Genomic DNA, 21675 nt, shown 5'->3' with positions numbered 1-21675 from the left:
CCCAGAGAAAAGAGGTTTACAACCCAAGAGCCTTCCTCCCTCACGCGGTCTTGCTCCGTCAGGCTTTCGCCCATTGCGGAAAATTCCCCACTGCTGCCTCCCGTAGGAGTCTGGGCCGTGTCTCAGTCCCAGTGTGGCTGGTCATCCTCTCAGACCAGCTACCGATCGTCGCCTTGGTAGTCTCTTACACTACCAACTAGCTAATCGGACGCGAGCTCATCTTCAGGCAATAAATCTTTCACCTTCCGGCACATCGGGTATTAGCAGCAGTTTCCTACTGTTGTCCCCATCCTGAAGCTAGATTCTCACGCGTTACTCACCCGTCCGCCACTAAAATCCGAAGATTTCCGTTCGACTTGCATGTGTTAAGCAGACCGCCAGCGTTCATCCTGAGCCAGGATCAAACTCTCCATATTAGAGTGTTTTTTTCTAGGCTCCGAAATGTCTCCTATTAATAGGGGACATTTCCAAGTTATCCTTATTAGTTGAGAGAGTCTCAGTTTCCTGATTCCCCTCGAAGTTTTTTGACAAGGAGTTTTGTATGCTTGGCTTTCAAACTATTGATTTGTCTTGGTTCGGACGCTTGGGTTGGGAGTGAACTCCGTTTCAAGCGCATTTACCAATGTAGTGGCTATTTCTGGAGTTGTCAACCTTTTGAGAGATTTTTTTTTGGAGGAAGGCTGGAATCCTCTCAAATTAAGGGATTTAGCCGACTAAGTTTTTTTTGCTCTACTCCTTTACGCAGAGAACACCTTCCAGCAAACTACTCAGGCACTATGTCGATCGCACTATCCTGTTACACTCAAGTAGCCAATCACCTGCCTACCTTCAGACGAACACACTCAACTCCCCCGCCCTCGCTTAACCCACGAACCAGGTATCCATCCGGGACAACCAAGTAAGATGCCAGAATGTAGTGATAGATTTTGACCAAAATCAAAATGTGGAGGTCGTGTGAATTTTCAGTCTGTAATTGCTACGTTACACCAGTTCTGGAGCGATCGCGGTTGTCTGATTGCTCAACCCTACGACATGGAAAAAGGTGCCGGAACCAAGAACCCACATACGTTTCTGAGATCCATTGGCGATGAACCTTGGTCAGTAGCTTATGTAGAACCTTGCCGACGACCAACCGATGGACGCTACGGGGAAAATCCCAATCGCTTTCAACACTATTACCAGTATCAAGTCCTGATTAAACCCTCACCCAACACAATTCAAGAAATTTATCTCGATTCCCTCCGGGCTTTAGGCATTCATCCTGAAGATCATGATATTCGCTTTGTCGAGGATAACTGGGAAGATGCCACTGTCGGAGCCTGGGGAACGGGTTGGGAAGTGTGGTTGGATGGCATGGAGATCACCCAATTTACCTACTTCCAGCAATGCGGTGGCGTAGATTGTCGCCCGGTTTCCATCGAAATTACCTATGGGTTAGAACGAATCTCCATGTATCTACAAGGAGTCGATGCGATGACCAAAATCCAGTGGAATGACCACCTTGACTACGGCGATGTTCACCTCCAAGGTGAAATAGAGCAATGTACCTATAATTTTGAAGCCTCTAACCCCGACTTATTATTGACACTGTTTGGTTTGTACGAGCAGGAAGCCAAGCAACTCATTGACAGAAGCCTTGTCTTACCCAGTCTTGACTATGTTCTTAAATGCTCTCATACATTCAATTTACTGGATGCCAGAGGGGTGATTTCGGTAACGGAACGGACACGCTATATTGGCAGGATTCGTAACCTAGCCAGACGAGTAGCACAACTTTACTTACAGCAACGAGAAGGATTAGGATTTCCACTCAAGTCATCATCTCCCTCTCAAACGTTATCGGTTTAGGGGACGACTTGAACACCTGCATCGTGCTTTTTGTTTCTTTCATACCGTATTGGTTTGGAAACCCGGTCTAGCTATGCGATGAATCTTGCCAGTGGTTCGCTACTGAGTGTGGCTTATATTCTTGCCTTATTGTCTACAGCCATTGTCGGCTTGCCTACTCATACTGTTACCTGGCAAGAGTATAGTCTTTTAATCCTGAGTGTAATCGGGATAGGCATAATTTGTGCGATCGCGTTCCCCCGGATTTGGCGCACAGGACCTAAACCCCGATTATGGTTGACCACTACCCTTGTTGCCGTGATCGCCCTTCTCTATGTGCAACTGCGATTACCTCAACCTGAATCCAATGACATCAGTCAATTTGTGGCGTCTGGACAGGATACGGCGCAAGGGCAAGTTGTCACCATTCAAGGCGAAGTCGAAACCGTTCCTCGGCTGACGCGATCGCAGAAAGGACAATTTTGGCTAGAAGCTACCCAACTCACTGAACTGGAAAGTAATGAAAATCGCGGCACAACGACGCGAGGTGTCACAGGTAAGTTATATGTAACGGTTCCTTTATTGCAATCGACGGGTCTTTTTCCAGGTCAAACTATTTCTGTCACAGGTGTTTTATATAAACCAAAACCCGCAGCCAATCCTGGCGGCTTTGATTTTGCTACCTATTTAACCAAGGAAGGTGCGTTTGCTGGCTTAAGTGGACGACAAGTCAGTTTTCCTGATGAAAATCAAGAACCAACATGGGGATGGTGGATGTTACGCCAACGTATTATCCATGCCCAAGTGCGTCAGCTAGAAAGTCCAACGGGTCTACTTTTGAGTTCAATTGTATTGGGACGCAAAGCCGTCGATTTACCTTACGATATTCGCGACCTATTTATCCAAACTGGATTCGCTCATGTCTTGGCAGCATCTGGGTTTCATGTGTCGTTGATTTTGGGTGCAGTATTAGCGTTAACGAAACGGTGGGGAACAAAAACGCAATTTGGGATTGGACTCACAGCGTTACTGATTTATGTAGGCTTAACGGGTTTGCAACCGTCAGTTCTACGAGCTGCGATTATGGGAGTAGGCGCATTAGTGGCGCTGCTGACTCATCGACAAGTTAAACCCTTGGGTTCTCTATTACTCGCCGCGACGATTTTGTTGATTATCAATCCGTTGTGGATTTGGGATTTAGGCTTTCAGTTAAGTTTTTTAGCCACTCTGGGATTGCTAGTCACCGTACCTCCCTTAGTCAAGAACCTCGACTGGTTACCTTCGGTCATTGCGGCTTTAATCGCCGTTCCCTTAGCCGCACTGTTGTGGACATTACCCTTACAACTGTACGTCTTCGGCATGATTGCCCCCTACAGTGTGGTTGCCAATATTATCGGCACACCCTTGATTAGCTTAATTAGCTTGGGGGGTTTTCTGAGTGCCTTAGTCGCATTAATTTCACCCTTAGCCGGTAGCGCGATCGCGGGATTGTTGTACTATCCTCTTCAAGGCTTGCTGGAACTGGTGCGATTTTTTAATGCTTTACCCGCTAGTTCAGTCGCCCTCGGTACAATTTCCCTGACGCAGTTGCTGCTGCTTTATGGCTTAATTGGCATCACTTGTATCAGTTCGCGTGTGCAGCTGCGAGGCGTATTCGTCGGTGTAATCGCCTTAACCATTATTGCCCTACCCATTTGGCAATCCAGGCTAGAACAGTTTCAAGTTACTGTTTTAGCGGCTGATCAAGAACAAGTTTTGGTGATTCAGGATCAGGGTCAAGTGACGCTTGTCAATAGTGGGGAAACCGATACCGCGAATTTTACTATCCTGCCTTTTTTGCAAAAGCAGGGGGTTAATCAGGTGGATTGGGCGATGGCGGTTGATTCACAACCTCGTTTTCGGAGTGGTTGGGTGCCAATATTGGAAAGTTTACCCGTTAAGCGGTTTTATGACTTAGCCCATTCAGAACCGTTACCCACTGATACAGAGGCGATTGCAGAAGCGGTTCAATCTCAAAATGGAATTTATGAAGTCGTTTCAACGGAACAACGCTTAGCCGTTGGTGCTACGGGTTCTGGAGAAAAAACGACGCTCGAATTAATCAAAGCCCAACCTTCTATCGTACAGCTTCAAATTAAGGATCAAACCTGGTTACTCTTAGGAGATATGCCACCCGATGAGCAAAATCAATTCGCTCAAAGGAGTAATTTGCCTCAAATTCAAGTGCTATGGTGGTCTGGTGAGCCTCTCACTCCTCGATTGGTAAACATACTCCAACCCAAAGTGGCGATCGCATCGGCGGACGTCATTGAACCCCAAGCTGCCAAAGTGTTACAAAATGCTCAGGTTGAATTGTACTGGACTGGGCGTGATGGGGCGATTCAGTGGACACCAGAACAGGGCTTTGAAACGACCTTGGAGGCTAACCGTACTGATGCAGCGCTTTTTTGAATGCATTTTTGTACTGGGATACCACACAGTCACAAGGAATGTTACTATCATAGAACAAAGATTTGGAGAGGTGGCAGAGCGGTTGAATGCGGCAGACTCGAAATCTGTTATGGTGTCACAGCCATCGGGGGTTCGAATCCCCCCCTCTCCGTTGAAAAGTTGCGCTCAAACCTGAAAGGTGACAACAAAGCTAAAGAGACTAGGTGTCGGGTGTGGAATATGATGTGCGGGAAAAATTCTTGTAAAATCAACAGCCAGACGCTTTGTAGGGACAGCTTCATTTCTTGGGAGCATCCCAACTTGGCACGTTGGCTCTTTGAATGGGGCTGAAACCCTTGCAATTGCGGTACTTTAGGTAATGCTTTGTCCAAAATGGGATGCCCCCCATTTTTTGATGCCCAACCCCTGTCGAGGTTAGCCTGAATTTTATGGTATTTTAGGGAGTAAAACTTGGTTCTAATAAGATTCGACACCTATCACCTATGAATAATCAAGTAATTCAACGCATCAATTCGTTAATAACACTGCTTAGAGTTGAATCGGGATATGTCAATCAAAAAGGTGAGGTTTATGATGAGAGCGGTATATTCATTGATTTTCCGAGAGAGTTAGGTTCTCAGAGCAGAGAGAACTTAGTTCCTTCATCTGTTGTCAAACGATTCCCAAACAAAACTATTGTATGTCTTGTTCATCAGAGAAGAAATTACTCATATTATCACTGGACTTATGAAACCCTGCCAAAACTCATTTATCTAAGTAGTCATAGGAAAGAAATTAAAGTTGATAAAATATATTATCATTGTGGATTTTTTGGAACTCCTTATCAAAGGCAAGCCATAAAAAAACTAGGATTTAATTTTTGGCAACTATTAGATGCAAGAAGAATTCAGTCTTTGCAGGCTAAAGAGATAATTTTAGTTAAACTAAATGAGAAGCGATTTAATCCGAGTATTGAATTATGTAAAACCATCAAATCAGCTTTCACAAAAAGACCTACAAAAGAATCTTTTCGCCGAATATATCTGACACGAGACCATATGAAAAGTGGTCGGAGAGTGATCAACGAGAGCCAACTCAAAGATCTGCTAATATCTTTTGGATTTCAGACGATAGTACCAGATAATTTAACTGTAGCAAATCAGGCTCAACTTTTTAGTGAATCAAAATATATTATTAGTCCTCATGGAGCTGCATTAGCAAATATAGTTTTTTGTGAACCAGGAACTAGAATTCTGGAGCTATTTAACCAAATGGATAGCTCTGGTTGGAGTTCGCTATATTCAACGATTGCTGAAACATGTAATTTAAAGTTGATACCATTAGCTCCTAAACAGGTAGTACAAGATGATAAAGATCGGCACAGAACTGATTTTATGGCTGACTTGAATGCTATAAAAGCTGTTCTCACAGATTGGGGCTTGTAGTAAGGTCTTGCATTTGCAATTTTACTTTCTGCGATGGATGTATGATATTGGTGTTTAGACTACGATGGCAGTATTTTCCTTAGCGGAAACTGGGTTGGACGTTCTTGTTCTGTGGGACTCTCCTTCTGTTCCAAATCAGGCTAGGTAGGAGAAAAGAGGTATGTGTTCGCGTATTTATTCCGCGAACACAGAGAAAGAGGATTTTTCTATGGGAACCTTCTGTCCCTACCAAAAAGGGGGTAGTTAATCCAAATTTAGGATTACACCTTGACAGGTTGAGCGTCTTGTGATTTCGCTTTAAATTGATTGATCAAGCCGCCACAAAGCATAATTTCTACTTGACGGGGACTCAGGCTATGAGTCATGGGATATATCATGTCCTTGGTGAGGTTCTTTACAGGAATTGAACGCTCTGCCTCTAACGCCTCCCGTAAGCCAATAATTTCCAGTTCATCCCCTTCGCTGATACTGTCGTAATCTTGAGGATTGACAAATTCTAGGGGCATAATCCCAAAATTCACCAGATTTTGCCAACCAATCCGGGCATAAGATTTAGCTAAGACAGCCACTTGCCCCAAATAGCGGGGTGCGATCGCGGCGTGTTCGCGGCTAGAACCCTGAGCATAGTTACTTCCGCCAACAATAACATGACCCCCAGATTTTTCCTTAGCGGCTTCTGCCCGTTGCCAAAATGTCTCATCCTTCATGTAATAGACAAACTGGCTAATGCCAGGAATATTACTGCGATAAGGTAAAACCCGCGCCCCTGCGGGTAATATTTCATCGGTAGAAATATTATCCTCCACTTTCAACAGCACAGGCACAGAAATGTCATTGAGTAAGGCGGCAAATTCGGGGAAAGATTTAATATTGGGTCCCTTTTCCAGTTCCACTGTCCTGCCATCCTCTGGTGGAACCACTAACATATCGGTATTAATGATTTCAGTTTCTGGGGCAATGAATTGCGGATAGGTGATACCAAAACGCTGTTCTAACTCACGCGGATCAGTGATTTCTCCGGTGATAGCCGCCGCCACAGCCGTTTCTGGACTACATAAATAGACTTGATCATCAGCCGTTCCCGAACGTCCGGGGAAGTTGCGCGGCATTGTCCGTAAAGAGATTTGATCAGAAGCGGGTGCTTGTCCCATGCCGATACAGCCTAAACAGCCTGCCTGATGAAATCGTACTCCAGCATGGATTAAATTCATAAAGGCGTCATCCATTGCCGCTAAATTCTCAATCACCTGGCGGGAGGTTGGGTTGACATCAAAGGATACGCGATCGTGAACAATTTGTCCTTTGACGATTTGGCTAACTATCCAGAAATCACGCAATCCGGGATTTGCGGAGGAACCAATCACCACCTGATTTACAGGACGTCCCTGCACTTCGGTAACCGGAACAACATTTCCGGGACTACTGGGACAGGCAATTAAGGGAACCAGTTCCGACAAATTAATCATGTCATAGACATCATATTCAGCGTCCTCATCGGCGACAAGTTCTACCCAATCCTGTCCTCGCCCTTGAGCCTCTAAAAATCGCTTAACTCCAGCATCTGAGGGGAAAACCGTGGTTGTTGCTCCCATTTCCGTCCCCATATTGGCGATAACATGGCGATCCATGGCACTGAGTTGGGCAAGTCCGGGTCCATAATATTCAATAATCATGCCCCGACAGCCGTGGACATCGTAGCGGCGCAACATTTCCAGGACAACATCTTTAGCACTCACCCAATCGGGTAATTTCCCCGAAAGTTTAACACCCAAGACTCTGGGCATTTTCACAAACATGGGTTCCCCCGCCATTGCCATGGCGACATCAATTCCGCCAGCGCCAAATGCTAGCATTCCCAGGGAACCTGCGGCTGGGGTGTGACTATCGGAACCAATCAAGGTTTTGCCGGGAATACCAAACCGTTCCATCTGAACGGGATGGCTAACACCATTGCCAGGGCGACTATACCAAATGCCAAACCGTTGACAGGCGGATCGCAAAAATAGATGATCGTCGGCGTTCTTATAGTCGGTTTGCAGGAGATTGTGATCAACGTATTGTGCTGAAAGCTCAGTTTTAACCCGATCAATGCCCATAGCTTCTAACTCCAGCATAACCATGGTTCCTGTGGCATCCTGGGTAAGAGACTGATCGATCCGGAGGGCAATTTCTGCACCAGGTTCCATCGTACCGGAAACCAGATGGGATTGAATCAGTTTTTGGGTAACATTCAAGGGCATGAGTTGATCTCCTGCTATTTATACTGAGTCGTTGGTTAGACCATAGCAGGTTAAGGTTTGGGACAATCTCTATCCAAAGAGTAGTTCAAGTGATAGCCTTCCATGCTAAATCATCGATTATGGCTGGGTTGCTTCTCGCGGGACGAGGTAAAAACTATAATCCCAAATTCGAGCGATGATAGATAATTAAGATAATCAGGGACAACTAGCCACCAGGACAGCCATGACCCAACGCCACTGGCTCGATATTACCGAATATGTTTGTATCGGGGGTTCATTTTTGGGAACCGCGATCGCAGCCGCGACTCAGCAAGTTATCTACGCCGCTACCCCCTTAACCTTTACTCTGGGGGTAAATGTCCTAAATCGCCAACGGCTGCATCAACTCAACCGTCAGCACCAGGATAGTGCGATCGCGCAGGTGTATCAAAATTTAGAACCGATTCACGAGGAATTCTCTCAACTGGATATCCAGACTCAGGAGCGTATCAGTCACCTTAAGGATGTTAATGCTCAACAGTATAAGGCGGCGATCGCGAAAATTCATCAGCTAATCGAACCCCTGAATCAACAACTGATTCAACTGGATAGCCGCAGCCAAAACCAACTGGAACAATTCAATAGCGCGAATCAGCAACAACATGCGGAAATTATCGCCCACATCTATCAACTCATCCATCCTCTACAGCTGCATCTAACTCAACTCGACGAGACAACCCAACAGCGCGATCGCCAAACCCAAACCCAACTGGATCAATTACACGCATTACAACACCTGCAAGCGGAAGGAATTCTGGCTTATATTAACCCCCTCATTGACACCCTCAACCAGGAACTAATTCGCCTGGATAGCCAAACTCAAAAGCGATTTGCTGAATTTAGCGTCGCTAACCAGCAACAGCATGATGCGATTATCCTCCAAGTTCAGCAACAGCTTGAACCCCTGAAAACTAAACTCGACACCTTAACCCCCCAGGTTACCGACCAAGGATTAAAGCTGGGACAACTAAAAGACGCGATCGCGAAATGGTATGACTACATCGAACCCCTGAACCAGCAAGTCTCTCACCTAGAAACCAACGCGCAACAGGTCAATTCCCAGCGACACCAACAGATTGAACAACTCAAGGAAACTATTGTTCAACTTCAGAAGACAATCCATAAACTACAAAACATCAAGGACAAAAATCGATTCCCCTCGCCACCCCCAAACGCCTCAGAAACACCAGAACCCTCATACCTTTCCCTGGCAATGTTAAGACATGAACTCGACGCTGGACTTCAGGGAGTGGGCAAAAATATTCATCAGATTAGTAATTCCCTGCAAGATGTATGGACGGGACTAACCACACTGGAAACTCGCACCGAGTCTGGTTTAATTGCTCAACACTGGCATTGTGTACAAACCTTAACTACTCATTCGGGTAAGGTTAATGCAGTGGCGATTAGTCCCCAGGGAGAGATTTTTGCCAGTGGAAGTGATGACCAAACCCTTCGACTCTGGCAATTAAAAACGGGTCAGGAGATGGGGATTCTGGCTAAAAATTTTGCCTGGTTTAATGGCGTAAAATCAATTGCGTTTAGCCCCGATGGGAAATGGCTTGCCTGTGGTAATAACGATTATACGATTAAAGTGTGGGCGTTAGACAGGGGAAAGGCACTCCATACCCTCATGGGACATTCGAGTTCAGTTAAATCCATTGGCTTTAGTCGAGATGGGCAACGTTTAATTAGTGGAAGTGATGATCGAACGATTAAACTGTGGAACCTGGAAACGGGTAAAGAAGTTCCTTTATCAATTCAGCATTCCGATTGGCTAGGGCGAGTTAACGCCGTAGCGATTAGTCCTAATGGTCAGATTCTTGTCAGTGGAAGTGATGATAAGACGATTAAGGTTTGGGATTTAACCACAGGTCAATTGATGATGACGTTGAGTGGGCATAAAGCGGCGGTTAAGTCGCTGTTATTTAGTCCTGATGGTAAAATAATTGCCAGTGGTAGTTCGGATCAAACGATTAAGCTTTGGTATTTGGGAACGGGTAAAGAAATGAGTACCTTGTCGGGGAATTTTGGTTCGGTTAATTCACTGGCTATGAGTCGGGATGGAAAGGTTCTGGTGAGTGGGAGTTCGGATGAGACGGTTCGGCTTTGGCAGTTAAGTACAGGGAAAATTATTGATATTCTAAAAGGGCATAACAGTGCGGTGTATTCTGTGGCGATCAGTCCGGATCGAAAGACTGTGGTGAGTGGGAGTTCGGATAAGACGATTAGGATTTGGCGGTGTTGATGATGGGGGTATTGGAATGATAGTTTAACGCAGAGGGACGCAGAGGTAAGCGCAGAGGAACGCAGAGAATTGGAGGTGTTTGAAGTGAAATGTTATGAAATTGGAGAAACTAACTAAATCCAATATTTTTGAGGCTTTCTGAAAATTGTGCTTAAACCACCAGGCTAAATCTTCTTTGAATTGAGAGCTAAAACCAGGAATTCGAGTAATGACGACTGGTTTACTCTGTTCAGATTCAGATTTCTTTTTCTTGCTCAATCCCTAACTCCTGCTCAAGTTCTTCAACCGTTTGAGGTTTAATTTTTCCGGCTTTAGATTCCTCTATAGCATCCAATAATCGACGAGCATTGGCAGGTGATCTAAATAGATACACAGTTTCAACTAAACTGGTTAAATCAGACTCTGAAATCAAAGCAACATTTTCACCATCACGGCAGTTTATGATATAGATCTGATGATTTTGTACTACCTGTTCTAATAACTGAAAAAAGCCATTTCGTGCCTCTGTTGGGGATGTGATTTCGTAGGGAAGCATAAACTGATGTACATAGTTATGTTCATTTATTATAAGCAATGCGCCCTGATCAAGCCAAAATAGAGACGAAGGCTTTATCTTCCTTTGCTCATGAGCTATTGTCTCAATCCTCACTGCAATCGCCCCCAAAACCCGGATGGGATGCGGTTTTGCCAACGTTGTGGTTCCAAGCTGCTGCTGCGAGAGCGTTACCGCAGTCTGGGATTGATTGGACAAGGGGGGTTTGGCAAAACGTTTTTAGCGGTGGATGAGGACAAACCCTCGAAACCCCAATGTGTGATTAAGCAGTTTTTCCCCCTCTATCAGGGGACAAGTGATGTCCGGAAAGCGACAGAATTATTTGAACGAGAAGCCGTGCGTCTGGATGAGTTAGGGAAACATCCCCAGATTCCGGAATTGCTGGCTCATTTTACCCAGGATAATCGTCAATATTTAGTCCAAGAGTTTATTGATGGGCAAAATTTAGCCCAAATTCTGGCAAAGGAAGGGGTATTCAACGAACAGCAGATTCGGGAGATGCTGCGAGATTTGCTAGCTATCCTTGAGTTTATCCACTCGCGTTCTGTGATTCATCGCGATATTAAGCCAGAAAATATTATTCGTCGTCGGCATATTTATACTGGGGAAACGGGGGAAAATGAAGAAGGTGTGATCAAGGGTAATTTAGTCTTAGTTGATTTTGGTGCGGCTAAACATGCCATTGGTACAGTAAAAACGGGAACGACTGTGGGGACACCAGACTATATCGCCCCAGAACAAGCTAAAGGAAAAGCCATTTTTGCCAGCGATTTGTATAGTTTAGGCGTTAGTTGTATTCATTTACTCACCCAGGTAGTTCCTGAAAAATTGTTTGATACGGGTGAGGATATCTGGATATGGCGGCGTTACTTAAAAAATAATTCGATTAGTGATGAATTAGGCTATATTTTAGATAAACTTCTGAAACGAGCCACCAATCACCGTTATCAATCTGTCGCTGAAGTTCTCCGGGATTTAAATCAACTTCCCTCGATTTCGTTAACTCAATGTCCTACCCCATCGATATCGCCTCAATCGATTAGCCTGCCAGGATTTCAGGGAACAGGAAAGCAAAGCGCGATCGCATCAACTCCGGCGAATCCCCTTATCCTCCAGCCTCCCTCTAATCCTCCCGTAACTAACTGGCAAGTGGTGCAAACCTTAGATGGACATTGGGGTTCGGTGGAAGCGGTAGCGATTAGTCCTGATGGCTTAATTCTTGCTAGTGGTAGTGCAGACGCCACGGCTATGGTATGGCAGTTACCAGAAGGACGAGAGTATCATACTCTAAATGGTCATCTTGAACGAGTCTGTGCTGTTGCATTTACGCCGGATAGTCAATATTTAGCTACAGGAAGTTATGACCAAACAATTAAACTTTGGCAGGTAGAGAATGGAAAACTTATTTTAACCCTCACGGGTCATCGGAAATGGATTAGTTCCCTCGCCATTAGTCCCGATGGAGAGATATTAACCAGTGGTAGCAATGATGGCACGATTAAGTTATGGCATATCCAACAGGGTAGGGAATTACAAACGCTTACAGGACATACCTCCTATATTAATGATATTGCCATCAGTCCTGATGGAGAAAGTATTGCCAGTGTTAGCGGGGATGGAACAGTGAAATTATGGCAAATCAGTACAGGGGAAGAACAGGATAGTTTTGGTCATAGCCAGTTACGTTTCGGCTTTTTCTATTCCGTCGCCTTTAGCCCCGATGGGCAACTCCTGGCTACCGGAAAAAGCGATGGCACAATTACATTATGGCAGGTAGGGGAAAGACGGGAACTCGGTACTCTCAGGGGTCATACTCAACGAGTACGGACATTAGCATTTAGTCCTGATGGTTACACGTTAGCCAGTGGTAGTATGGATAAAACGATTAAGATTTGGCAATTGTATGATAGGCAAACCCTGGCTACTTTGAATGGGCATAGCTGGGAAGTTTATGCTGTTGCCTTCAGCCCCGATGGTGAGACACTTGTGAGTGGAGGTATGGATAAGACGATTAAAATTTGGCGTTGTGATTAAAACTAATCGTAAACTGTCAAGTCAATTTCCTGCTTCCTCTAAATTAGCTGGAACATCCTTAAATATCGTGAAGGTTGTTGCTCACGAATATCTCCCCAAGGCATTTTCTTGGTTCTCGGATAAGAAAAAACTAGAATTCTTCTGGCACGAGTAGTTGCAACAAACATATTGCGCTTCTCTTCCTCTAAAGCCTCACCTTTTGCCCGATAATCTGGAAACGTTCCCTCGGTCATACCTACCAGGAATACTACATCGAACTCTAAGCCTTTCGAGGAGTGAACTGTAAGCAGTGCCAAACCTTCTTGCTTGGGTTGCTGAGTGGTTCCCATCGCAACTTGGCTCAGAAACGAAGTAAGACTGTGTTTGCCTCCTGGTTGAGAGCGTAGAAAAATATCCCAATGTCTACGCCATAGTAGAATATCCTCCATAATAAGAGCTCGTTCCTCTTCGTTTTCGATCGTCTGTGCAAATGTATTTAAACTGTCCATCGCTTTCAAAAACTGACAGTTTCCCGGTTCTGTATATCCCAACTTTTGAATAGCGTTTAACACGATTTCTGGATTAGGATTATTAGATGTGAGTTTGGTTAAAGTTGTAATCAGCTTCAAACCATCATCCCTATCCTGTAAAGGAATATATTGTTCATCAATTTGCCAACGATTGAGAAGAATACTGAGATGAAAGCGATCGCGTGGATTCACCAATAGTCGCAAGCAAACTTGAAAGTCTTTTATAAGATCAGATTCACTTTCATCTTGAGGAGAAAGTTGCTTGTAGTAAGGGATTTGGCGTTGACTTAGCTCTTCTTCTACCTCTGACAACACGTACCTAGTACGTCCCAGAATTGTACAGTGTTCTAATGTCAGGGAACCCTCAATATCTGGATGTCCCTGCTTTATGAGAGCTTGCAGGTAATTCACCACCAGAATAGCTTCATTTTTCTCGTCATCAGCAACGAGAAGATGGATGTATCCTAGAATTGGTAGAGAATCTTCTGAACCTTCTACTCTATAATTTGGATCTAACTTTTTGGCTGTACGGACAACAGCTTTAGATGAGCGGAAATTTTCTCTCATCTCAATCCTTTTAGCTTGGAAATCTCGTTCAAACCGTTCAAGATACTTAGGATCGGCTCCATTCCACCCAAAAATCGCCTGCTTTGGATCTCCAACCATCATGACATGGCGATATTCAGAGCCACATAAAGCACAAATGACCTGATATTGTGCTTCATTGAGATCCTGGGCTTCATCAATGCAAATGTATCGATACTGGCGACGGTAGAAATCAGCAATTTTGGGTCTTTCTGTAAACAGTTGATAAGTCAGTAAGAGTAAATCATCAAAATCTACTGTGTTAGAAGAGCGAAGAGCTTGATTGTACGCTTCATAAACCCTTCTATCCGTGTAGTCTCCGATGGCTTCCGGTGGATACAGATCTTTTTTTGACCGTTCAATCGTATTAAACCATTCACTTAACTTTTTTCGTTGTGACTTAGCATCTCCAGTGGCATACAATTCAAGTTGTAATTTTGGATCATCCATCACCGCTTGGAGTAGAATCTGCCTCCGATCTTGATTAGATTCTAGAAGATTAGGTCTTCCTTCAATCCCCACAGATTTACCTCTGTTCGCCAATACTTCTAAGCAAAAGCTATGTAGTGTTCCAATGAATGCCCGTTGATGGATATCTGGAAATTCAGCCAGACGCTCCCTCATTTCATTCGCCGCTTTGTTTGTGAATGTCAGCGCCAGTATTCGAAAATGTCCTTTACTTTCTGTCAGAAGTCTACGAATTCGTTCAGTTAAGACGCGAGTTTTACCAGAGCCTGGACCTGCGATGACAAGCAAAGCTCCATCACCATGCTGAACGATCTGTTTTTGAGTTTCTGAAAGATGAATACTCATAGATTTTAAATTTATCGCTTTTGAAGACCAATATCATCGGAAATTTGTTCAAACAATTGTCGTATTTTGCCGGGAAATCGGCGTTTTTCATCAGTCAGGTTTGTAATCGCTTGTGCAAGCGGTAAGGCATATTTAGTCTTGTCTCCACTCAGAATATCAATCATTGCTCTAATATCACCACCTTCGGATTTATAGTCTCTGATGATTTTTTTTGTTAAGTTCTGACCATGCTTGTCTTTCATATATTCCCTAAGATAGGCTGTTTTTTCATTACAGGTGTCAAGCATAGTTTGAATGACATCACCATAGCCTTCCTTCACAAGATAAGACTCAAAATTATTTCTATCAGACATAAATAAAATATTTGAATGTTGAGAGTAATCTGAAATACCAATTTTTTGTAAGGCTGATTCAACCCTTTTAATAGCTAATTCTTCGGCATCTGAGAAAATGTACCAGGGAATTCCAAAATTGGATACAAGTGTAAGAAAAGGTAAATAGTTTCCATAACCTCCAACCCCAATTAAACTGATTCCGAGAGCATTAGGTGATAGTTCCCAATACTTCTGTGCAAATTCAGGGAGTGCTTGTTCTTCAGTTTCACCCTCGAAGAGAATAACAGCACGAGCATAAAGCAAGTCTCCCCTAGTATTCATCACCATCCGATCAATTTTGCGTAGATCTTCCTCTATCAGTAAAGAAGTATCCAGTTGGGTGACGATTGTATCGGCTCCATTTTTTCGGAAGTGGCGAAACGTTGAGATCGGCGCTTGGCTGGCAATATAAGGTGAATGAGTACTGACGATTCGTTGACCTGGAATCTGTTCAATCTGCTCAAAGAGCGCTCGTTGTGCTTGAGGATGGAGATGAGCTTCTGGTTCCTCTAAACCTAACATTGGATGTACCGTCCCATCCTGAACATCTCTTTTCCGCCACGTCATGTAGGCTCGGAAGGTCAACAGAACAGCCAAACTCCGTGTTCCCATTCCATGTCGAGCAAGAGGAAATGTTTGAGCACCTCTGGTTGCGAAGTTGATGTCTGCCCCTTTACTCAGATTTCGGAGATGACGGGGAATTGGATTAATGAAAACGCTATCTTGCTCACAGGAAATCGTTTGATATAGCTCATTTAGATGAGTCTGAACGTGTTGAAGAACTTCGCTAGAGTTCGTTATTTCTTTGTTTAACTCACCCAGACTATTTTCAAATCTTTCCACTTTGTCATCTGTCAGCCCCAAGTCAGAAACTAATCGATTCCAAAAGGAATTTTTATTATACATTTCCTCTTGGATATCTCGTTTAGCATCGATTAAGTAAAGTGCTAACGGCTCAATGTGACTAAACAACACAGAACCAGCAATGTCTTTTACCTGGGACTCTTCCCATTTACTCGGATCAAGCTGCCAACCTTGTAAAAATCTCCGTTCTGTAACGTACTCACGACGTACCTCATCCCACTTTGTCTGAGTGCGAATTGCGACAAAATCATTGTCTTGAGCATCTTGCGAAATTCCGTTTCCCCAAAGAGCAAGCCAAAAGCTATCTGCGGGAAAAGCATCAATAATATTGCCTTTAGCATTAACTGGGCGAATAAGAATATCAATAGTTACTGCTCGTTCCTTGGGTACTTTATATTCTCCTGGAGCTAGATAGATATCTTCAACAAGACTATTGCGTCTGCCTAATCCAATTGCTGCATGAAGAGCTTCTAGGAAACTGGTTTTGCCCGAGTTGTTCTCTCCGATGAGAATAGTTATTTGATCGAGGTTCACATCCACCTGTTTGAGGGAACGAAAGTTGCGAACTCGCACTTCTACAATTCGGATTCCACTTTCCTGTGATGCTGGCGTCATATAGCAATCCTATTTGAGTCGTGTCCAAAAATCTGATAATTTTCGGGAATGGGCAATGGGCAATGGGCAATGGTAAAGAGTTTCAATGCTTTTTTCTATTTTTTGATTTTTCACAACCTATTTAGGATTGCTATAGCGCTCTATTGTCACTCTGGGAAAAGAACTATCAAAGCTAATTGCTGAAAGCCTTTGCTGCAAAGCATTTGGGCGTTGAGAAACTGATAGAAACTCATGTCTTAGGAGCAAATCTTCAAACTCTCTGACTGTAAGGGTTTCAGCTTTCGCCCTTCCGAAATTGACATAAGAGTGATAGTGCTTCAGCTTATTGGTCAAAACATGAATGTAGAGGCGCACCGATGTGCGCTCTCACCGACTTTCTTACCACTTCAGCAAATTAAATTGCTCCATATCAATCGTGTCGCGATTGCGATAAATCGAAAGCACAATTGCCAAGCCAACCGCCGCTTCAGCCGCCGCTACCGTAATCACAAACACGGTAAACACCTGACCTTTAATTCCCACAGGGTCAATAAAATTAGAAAACCCCATTAAATTCAAATTGACCGCATTCAACAGCAGTTCAATGGACATTAACACGCGCACAGCATTGCGGCTGGTAATCAAGCCATAGATACCAAGGCAAAACAGAGCCGCAGCTAGAAGTAAAAAATATTGAAGTTGGAGTTCCATGAATTGACGTTTAATGTTTGATGTTTGACAGTTGGGCGGGTTTTGTTTATCACTTATCGGTAACCCAGTCGGGCGGGTTTTGTTGCTCACTTATCAGTCACAAAGTCTATTGAAAAGCTAAACTCGCCCCTATTCCCGCCTCTAGCACAATAGGTTTTATCGGGTGCTTTTTTGAGACTCTCCACCGACAGATGCCAACTGACGCTGACGTTCGGGTAAGGTGGAAAATTCGGTTTCTGATGTATCGCGAGGCACCAAACTCTCTGGAATAAAATCGCGACGTGCCAAAATAATCGCACCCACCATCGCCATCAATAAGAGTACCGAGGCGAGTTCAAAGGGTAGTAAAAAATCACTGAAGAAATGCTTACCAATCTCAACCACTGACCCTTCACCGAGAACCGCCGTACCTGAATAGATTGACCAAGGTGTCGCTAATATCATCGTCCCCAGCAAGGCAAATAAGCCCAGACAAACCAGCGCGGTTGCACCTTGACGAATCCAACGATTCGTGATCGGTTTAAAATCTTCTCGCTTGTTCACCAACATAATGGCAAACAAAATTAGCACATTCACCGCACCCACATAAACCAAAATTTGCGCGGCGGCGACAAAATCAGCATTGAGCAACAGGTAAAACCCCGCCATACTAATGAAGACACCACCGAGTAAAAATGCTGAATAAACGATGTTATTGAGTAGGACAACGCCTAAGGCTGACCCAATCATCATCACCGACAAAATTACAAATGAAACAAACTGAACCCCTTGGGCTAGATCCACTGTACCTTCACTCCTTGCACTCTAGTTAAAATGACACATTAATCCCACGGAAATAGACTCCGTGGGATCAGCTTTAAGCATTCTTCGCTGTTTCTTCTTCTTTTTCTGCTTCAGTCGGTTCCATTTGCTCGACAATTTCTTCCGGACGCAAACCTGCACGTCGAGAACCTGGCGGTAAATCGTGGGGATCTGTGACTCCCTTAGGTAGGTAAGCCAATTCCCGTAATGGCGTAACCATCGGGTCTTGTGTCACCTTATACGGCAGGCGTCCCATCGCCACATTATCATAGTTGAGTTCGTGGCGATCATAGGTAGACATTTCATACTCTTCTGTCGCCGACAGACAGTTGGTGGGACAGTATTCAATACAGTTCGCGCAGAAAATACAAACCCCGAAGTCAATACTATAGTGCTTGAGATTCTTTTTCTTACTCGCTTTATCGAACTCGTAATCTACCACGGGCAGATTAATCGGGCAAACTCGCACACAGACTTCGCAAGAAATACACTTATCAAATTCAAAGTGAATCCGACCCCGATACCGTTCAGAAGGAATCAGTTTCTCATACGGATACTGCACAGTAACGGGACGGCGCTGCATGTGGTCGAAGGTTACAGATAAACCTTGACCAATATAACGGGCAGCTTGAGCGGTTTCTTTGGCATAATCGCCAACTTGTTTGAGGAACTTGAGCATAATTTGTTATTCGTCCTTTGTCATTCGTCCTTTGTCATTTGTCCTTTGTCATTTGTCCTTCGTCATACTCGCTTCCGAAAAGAAGCCAGCTACGTTATTTGTTTTTAACTATGACCAATGAACAATGAACAATGACCCATCAACAATCAACCCCCGAATGCCACGGGAAAGGTGAGTTTAAGAGCAGCAGTTAGCAACAGGTTCACTAATCCAATCGGTAAAAGGAACTTCCAGCCTAAATTTAGGAGTTGGTCAATCCGTACACGGGGAACTGTCCAGCGCAGCAGAACCGCAATAAAGAGGAGAAAGTAAGCTTTGAGTAAGGTCATGGTAATTCCCAGAGAAGCAGTAATTACCTGTAACCAGGAACTGGTTTCACTTACATCTAACCAAGTGGCTAATCGGTCAAGAGGAATCGGGAATTCCCAGCCGCCTAAGTACAGCACCGCTACTAATATGGCAGAAAGGATTAGGTTAACGTAAGATCCGATATAAAACAAACCAAATTTCATGCCGGCATATTCGGTTTGATAGCCAGCAACCAATTCCTCCTCAGCTTCGGGTAGGTCAAAGGGAAGTCGTTCACATTCGGCTAATGCGGCAATCCAAAAAATCAAAAAGCCAACGGGTTGACGCCAAATATTCCAGCCTAAGATGCCATACCCAGATTGCTGTTCCACAATATCGATGGTACTTAGGCTATTGGACATCATCACCACGGCTAATACTGCCAGCGCCAGGGGAATTTCGTAACTAATCGACTGTGCCGCTGCTCTTAACCCCCCAAGTAGGGAATACTTGTTATTGGAGGCATACCCTGACATCAGCAAACCAATAGGCTGAATACTCGACAGGGCAATCCAGAGAAATATCCCCAGTCCTACGTTAGTAATAATCAGGTTCTGTCCAAAGGGGACAATCAGGTACGACAAAAAGACGGGGATGACGACGAGTATGGGTCCGAGAGTAAATAGCCATCGATCTGCTTTGGCAGGGACGATATCTTCCTTAAACACCAACTTCAGACCATCGGCGACGGCTTGCAGAACACCCAGAGGTCCAGCATATTCCGGACCAATCCGCTGTTGAGCCGCAGCAGAAATTTTTCGTTCCAGCCAGACTATGACAAGGACACCCACGGTGGCACCGATAATCATCAGGAACATCGGCAGGGGCATCCACATCGCCTTGGCAGCACCACTGGGGATGCCAAAATCTTTAAGCGATTCAATAAAACTTCCTTGAAGGTCAATTCCTGCGTTCATCTTGGCAGCTACGTGATATTTACTGAGGTAATTTGACACTTACCGTATCAAATTATGCTATCGGTTTGATTTGTGAAGTTTTTTTGACAGCCTCACTGCCTAGTATATCGTTCGACGTGATCCCCTTAGCCAAGACAAGCGAGAATTTTAATTGATCGCAGCTAATGTGCTACGACGGTTAAATAGATAAATAGACCCTTGCTTAACCCCGATCGCAAAGCGAAGCAACGAGGGTACAATCCCCCAGCGAAATGGAAACCCTATCTGTACGTCACCCCCGAACAGAGAGAGCGCTCACTCCTTACCCTATCTCCTCTGATGGGCTTTTGTGTTTCTTACCGATTTTCCCCACACCCCACACCCCATACCCCACACCCTGCCTACCTTTGACGCGAGCTTGTCACCCCTTCAGGTGGCAGTGACAACAGGCAAGTGACGGCTTAATTTATGCGATCGCCTTCTATGGTCTTCATCATTATTTTTGATGATTGTTGCTTCTCCCACTGCTTCTAGACGTAGCCAGCTAAGTCTTTATAGTGTTCCCCTTGCTCAATTGAGGCAAACAAGGCATCTTAGAAGAAAATATAGAAAATCTTAAATTTTTAGCGTTTCACTCCAAGGGATGACTATGACCCAAACAAATCTTCTGGAATTAGCGAAACAGGGTAACGATGCAGCAATTCTCTCGGTGATGAATTATGTACTACAAGATCGCAACATTACTGCTCAAGCCGCACTCAAAGGGAATTGCCTGTTGGTACTCCTGAAAGCGGTTCAAGTCCCGGACCAGAAGTTATCGGTGACAATTGTCCGCAAACTGATGGCACACTTACGAGTCCCATCGATCGCCTCTGTGCAAATGTATGGTAAACAGGTTGGACAACCCGCCCCCTCTTGGATGGAAGTCATCGATTTGCGCGATGAGATCGAACCCTTGAAACCCAAAACTAATGTTTTCAAAGTATTGGCTCAATGGGGTACAAAACCCTTGATGCTCCTAGCTTTGATTCCTTTAGGGGCGATCAGTATTTATGCTTATTTATCATTGCCCCTCGGAAAATCGATTATACCTGTACAAGCCGAGTCAATATCCTTCAGCGTCAAGGAAATAGAATTGTCTGACATAGAACCATTAGAGAACTCCCCCGATCCGTCTCTCTCCTCTGCAGTGGGTCAAACTCAACCCAGTATTTTATCCTCACCAAGTTCGGCTTCGCCCACCCTATCTTCTCAACCTAAACCCTTTCAGAACGCGGTGAATCAAGCCATGCGTGCGGCGACATTGACTCAATCGGCGCAAACCCCAGAAGAATGGGACATTGTGGTAAATCATTGGCAAGACGCGATCGCACTCATGGATGCTGTCCCTCCATCCCATCCTCAACATAGCCTTGCCCAACAAAAGGTTGTCGAGTATCAAGAGAATCTCAATTATGCCCAGAAAAATGCAACCATTGGTCGGTAGTGAATTATGGTTAATTTCGGTTTTAACTCTGCATCACTTTTAGGACTTCTGGATATATTTTTATCTTAGTAGGGGGTTTGGGGGAGTTGTAAGACCCACGCTGTAGTTTTAATTCAGCGTTGGGATACACAACTCCCCCAAGTTAATTTTACGGGATTCAATCTCTCTAAAATTAACATTTAATAGTACACCACTAGCT

At 44.4% G+C, this 21675-nt stretch carries 14 protein-coding genes, 1 tRNA gene, 1 rRNA gene and 1 pseudogene; 7 read left to right on the top strand and 10 right to left on the bottom strand.

Annotated elements, in window-relative coordinates:
* Positions 1-416 (bottom strand): 16S ribosomal RNA (locus tag RIC07_RS05165); the annotation flags it as partial.
* A gap of 538 nt (positions 417-954) precedes the next feature.
* On the opposite strand from RIC07_RS05165, the gene glyQ reads away from it, so the two are divergent.
* The 4 genes from glyQ (at position 955) to RIC07_RS05145 (ending at position 5702) form a co-directional block, all read left to right on the top strand.
* A complete protein-coding gene (gene glyQ, locus RIC07_RS05160; RefSeq protein ID WP_446393575.1) occupies positions 955-1848 on the top strand; it encodes a glycine--tRNA ligase subunit alpha in 894 nt (297 codons plus the stop codon).
* A 30-nt stretch (positions 1849-1878) separates the two neighbouring features.
* Positions 1879-4278, top strand: coding sequence for a ComEC/Rec2 family competence protein (locus tag RIC07_RS05155; protein WP_446393574.1), 2400 nt, complete (start codon positions 1879-1881; stop codon positions 4276-4278).
* A 64-nt stretch (positions 4279-4342) separates the two neighbouring features.
* A tRNA-Ser gene (locus RIC07_RS05150) sits at positions 4343-4429 on the top strand.
* Positions 4430-4760: 331 nt separating this feature from the next.
* Positions 4761-5702, top strand: coding sequence for a glycosyltransferase family 61 protein (locus RIC07_RS05145; protein ID WP_446393573.1), 942 nt, complete (start codon positions 4761-4763; stop codon positions 5700-5702).
* Positions 5703-5962: 260 nt separating this feature from the next.
* Here the strand turns inward: RIC07_RS05145 and RIC07_RS05140 are convergent, their stop codons facing one another.
* Complete coding sequence (locus tag RIC07_RS05140) at positions 5963-7942, bottom strand: aconitate hydratase (RefSeq protein WP_446393572.1); 1980 nt, start codon at positions 7940-7942, stop codon at positions 5963-5965.
* A 223-nt stretch (positions 7943-8165) separates the two neighbouring features.
* On the opposite strand from RIC07_RS05140, the gene RIC07_RS05135 reads away from it, so the two are divergent.
* Positions 8166-10229 carry a hypothetical protein gene (locus tag RIC07_RS05135; RefSeq protein WP_446393571.1) on the top strand — a complete coding sequence of 688 codons (2064 nt, stop codon included), beginning with the start codon at positions 8166-8168 and terminating at the stop codon, positions 10227-10229.
* A gap of 108 nt (positions 10230-10337) precedes the next feature.
* Here the strand turns inward: RIC07_RS05135 and RIC07_RS05130 are convergent.
* Together RIC07_RS05130 and RIC07_RS05125 are read right to left on the bottom strand one after the other, a co-directional pair.
* Positions 10338-10487 (bottom strand): annotated as a pseudogene (locus RIC07_RS05130) (Txe/YoeB family addiction module toxin); the annotation flags it as partial.
* Positions 10465-10764 carry a type II toxin-antitoxin system Phd/YefM family antitoxin gene (locus RIC07_RS05125; RefSeq protein WP_446393570.1) on the bottom strand — a complete coding sequence of 100 codons (300 nt, stop codon included), beginning with the start codon at positions 10762-10764 and terminating at the stop codon, positions 10465-10467. The pseudogene RIC07_RS05130 and the gene RIC07_RS05125, both read right to left, overlap by 23 nt.
* Before the next feature lie 90 nt (positions 10765-10854).
* Here RIC07_RS05125 and RIC07_RS05120 point away from each other — a divergent pair, with 90 nt between their 5' ends.
* Positions 10855-12816, top strand: a complete 1962-nt coding sequence (locus RIC07_RS05120) for a protein kinase domain-containing protein (protein ID WP_446393569.1) — start codon at positions 10855-10857, stop codon at positions 12814-12816.
* Between the two features lie 38 nt (positions 12817-12854).
* On the opposite strand, the gene RIC07_RS05115 is transcribed toward RIC07_RS05120, so the two are convergent.
* From RIC07_RS05115 to nuoH, 6 genes are all read right to left on the bottom strand, one after another.
* Positions 12855-14723: an ATP-dependent helicase gene (locus RIC07_RS05115; protein ID WP_446393568.1), complete on the bottom strand. Its 1869-nt coding sequence runs from the start codon at positions 14721-14723 to the stop codon at positions 12855-12857.
* 11 nt (positions 14724-14734) lie between these two features.
* Positions 14735-16576 (bottom strand): ATP-dependent nuclease, encoded by a 1842-nt coding sequence (locus tag RIC07_RS05110; protein ID WP_446393567.1) that lies wholly within the window; start codon positions 16574-16576, stop codon positions 14735-14737.
* A gap of 378 nt (positions 16577-16954) precedes the next feature.
* Positions 16955-17266, bottom strand: a complete 312-nt coding sequence (nuoK, locus tag RIC07_RS05105; protein ID WP_446342412.1) for an NADH-quinone oxidoreductase subunit NuoK — start codon at positions 17264-17266, stop codon at positions 16955-16957.
* A 156-nt stretch (positions 17267-17422) separates the two neighbouring features.
* Positions 17423-18049: an NADH-quinone oxidoreductase subunit J gene (locus RIC07_RS05100; protein ID WP_446382233.1), complete on the bottom strand. Its 627-nt coding sequence runs from the start codon at positions 18047-18049 to the stop codon at positions 17423-17425.
* A 73-nt stretch (positions 18050-18122) separates the two neighbouring features.
* Entirely contained in the window at positions 18123-18746 is a 624-nt protein-coding gene (gene ndhI, locus RIC07_RS05095) for an NAD(P)H-quinone oxidoreductase subunit I (protein ID WP_006105004.1), read from the bottom strand.
* A 146-nt stretch (positions 18747-18892) separates the two neighbouring features.
* The gene (gene nuoH, locus RIC07_RS05090; RefSeq protein WP_446393576.1) at positions 18893-20011 is read right to left on the bottom strand and encodes an NADH-quinone oxidoreductase subunit NuoH; all 1119 of its coding nucleotides are present in this window, start codon (positions 20009-20011) and stop codon (positions 18893-18895) included.
* Positions 20012-20639: 628 nt separating this feature from the next.
* Here nuoH and RIC07_RS05085 point away from each other — a divergent pair.
* Positions 20640-21476 (top strand): hypothetical protein, encoded by an 837-nt coding sequence (locus RIC07_RS05085; RefSeq protein WP_446393566.1) that lies wholly within the window; start codon positions 20640-20642, stop codon positions 21474-21476.
* Positions 21477-21675 lie beyond the last annotated feature (199 nt).

This window comes from Coleofasciculus sp. E1-EBD-02 (genome assembly GCF_040218245.1).
Taxonomy (GTDB): Bacteria; Cyanobacteriota; Cyanobacteriia; order Cyanobacteriales; family Coleofasciculaceae; genus Coleofasciculus.
Note: the sequence above shows the minus strand (reverse complement) of the source record. Positions and strands in the feature narration are given on the sequence as shown.

Bases quoted from the DNA above. Each gene is read 5' to 3' on its own strand.
- RIC07_RS05145 (WP_446393573.1), top strand. From the start codon at position 4,761: ATGAATAATCAAGTAATTCAACGCATCAATTCGTTAATAACACTGCTT.
- RIC07_RS05140 (WP_446393572.1), bottom strand. From the start codon at position 7,942: ATGCCCTTGAATGTTACCCAAAAACTGATTCAATCCCATCTGGTTTCC.
- RIC07_RS05135 (WP_446393571.1), top strand. From the start codon at position 8,166: ATGACCCAACGCCACTGGCTCGATATTACCGAATATGTTTGTATCGGG.
- RIC07_RS05125 (WP_446393570.1), bottom strand. From the start codon at position 10,764: ATGCTTCCCTACGAAATCACATCCCCAACAGAGGCACGAAATGGCTTT.
- RIC07_RS05120 (WP_446393569.1), top strand. From the start codon at position 10,855: ATGAGCTATTGTCTCAATCCTCACTGCAATCGCCCCCAAAACCCGGAT.
- RIC07_RS05115 (WP_446393568.1), bottom strand. From the start codon at position 14,723: ATGAGTATTCATCTTTCAGAAACTCAAAAACAGATCGTTCAGCATGGT.
- RIC07_RS05110 (WP_446393567.1), bottom strand. From the start codon at position 16,576: ATGACGCCAGCATCACAGGAAAGTGGAATCCGAATTGTAGAAGTGCGA.
- nuoK (WP_446342412.1), bottom strand. From the start codon at position 17,266: ATGGAACTCCAACTTCAATATTTTTTACTTCTAGCTGCGGCTCTGTTT.
- ndhI (WP_006105004.1), bottom strand. From the start codon at position 18,746: ATGCTCAAGTTCCTCAAACAAGTTGGCGATTATGCCAAAGAAACCGCT.
- nuoH (WP_446393576.1), bottom strand. From the start codon at position 20,011: ATGAACGCAGGAATTGACCTTCAAGGAAGTTTTATTGAATCGCTTAAA.
- RIC07_RS05085 (WP_446393566.1), top strand. From the start codon at position 20,640: ATGACCCAAACAAATCTTCTGGAATTAGCGAAACAGGGTAACGATGCA.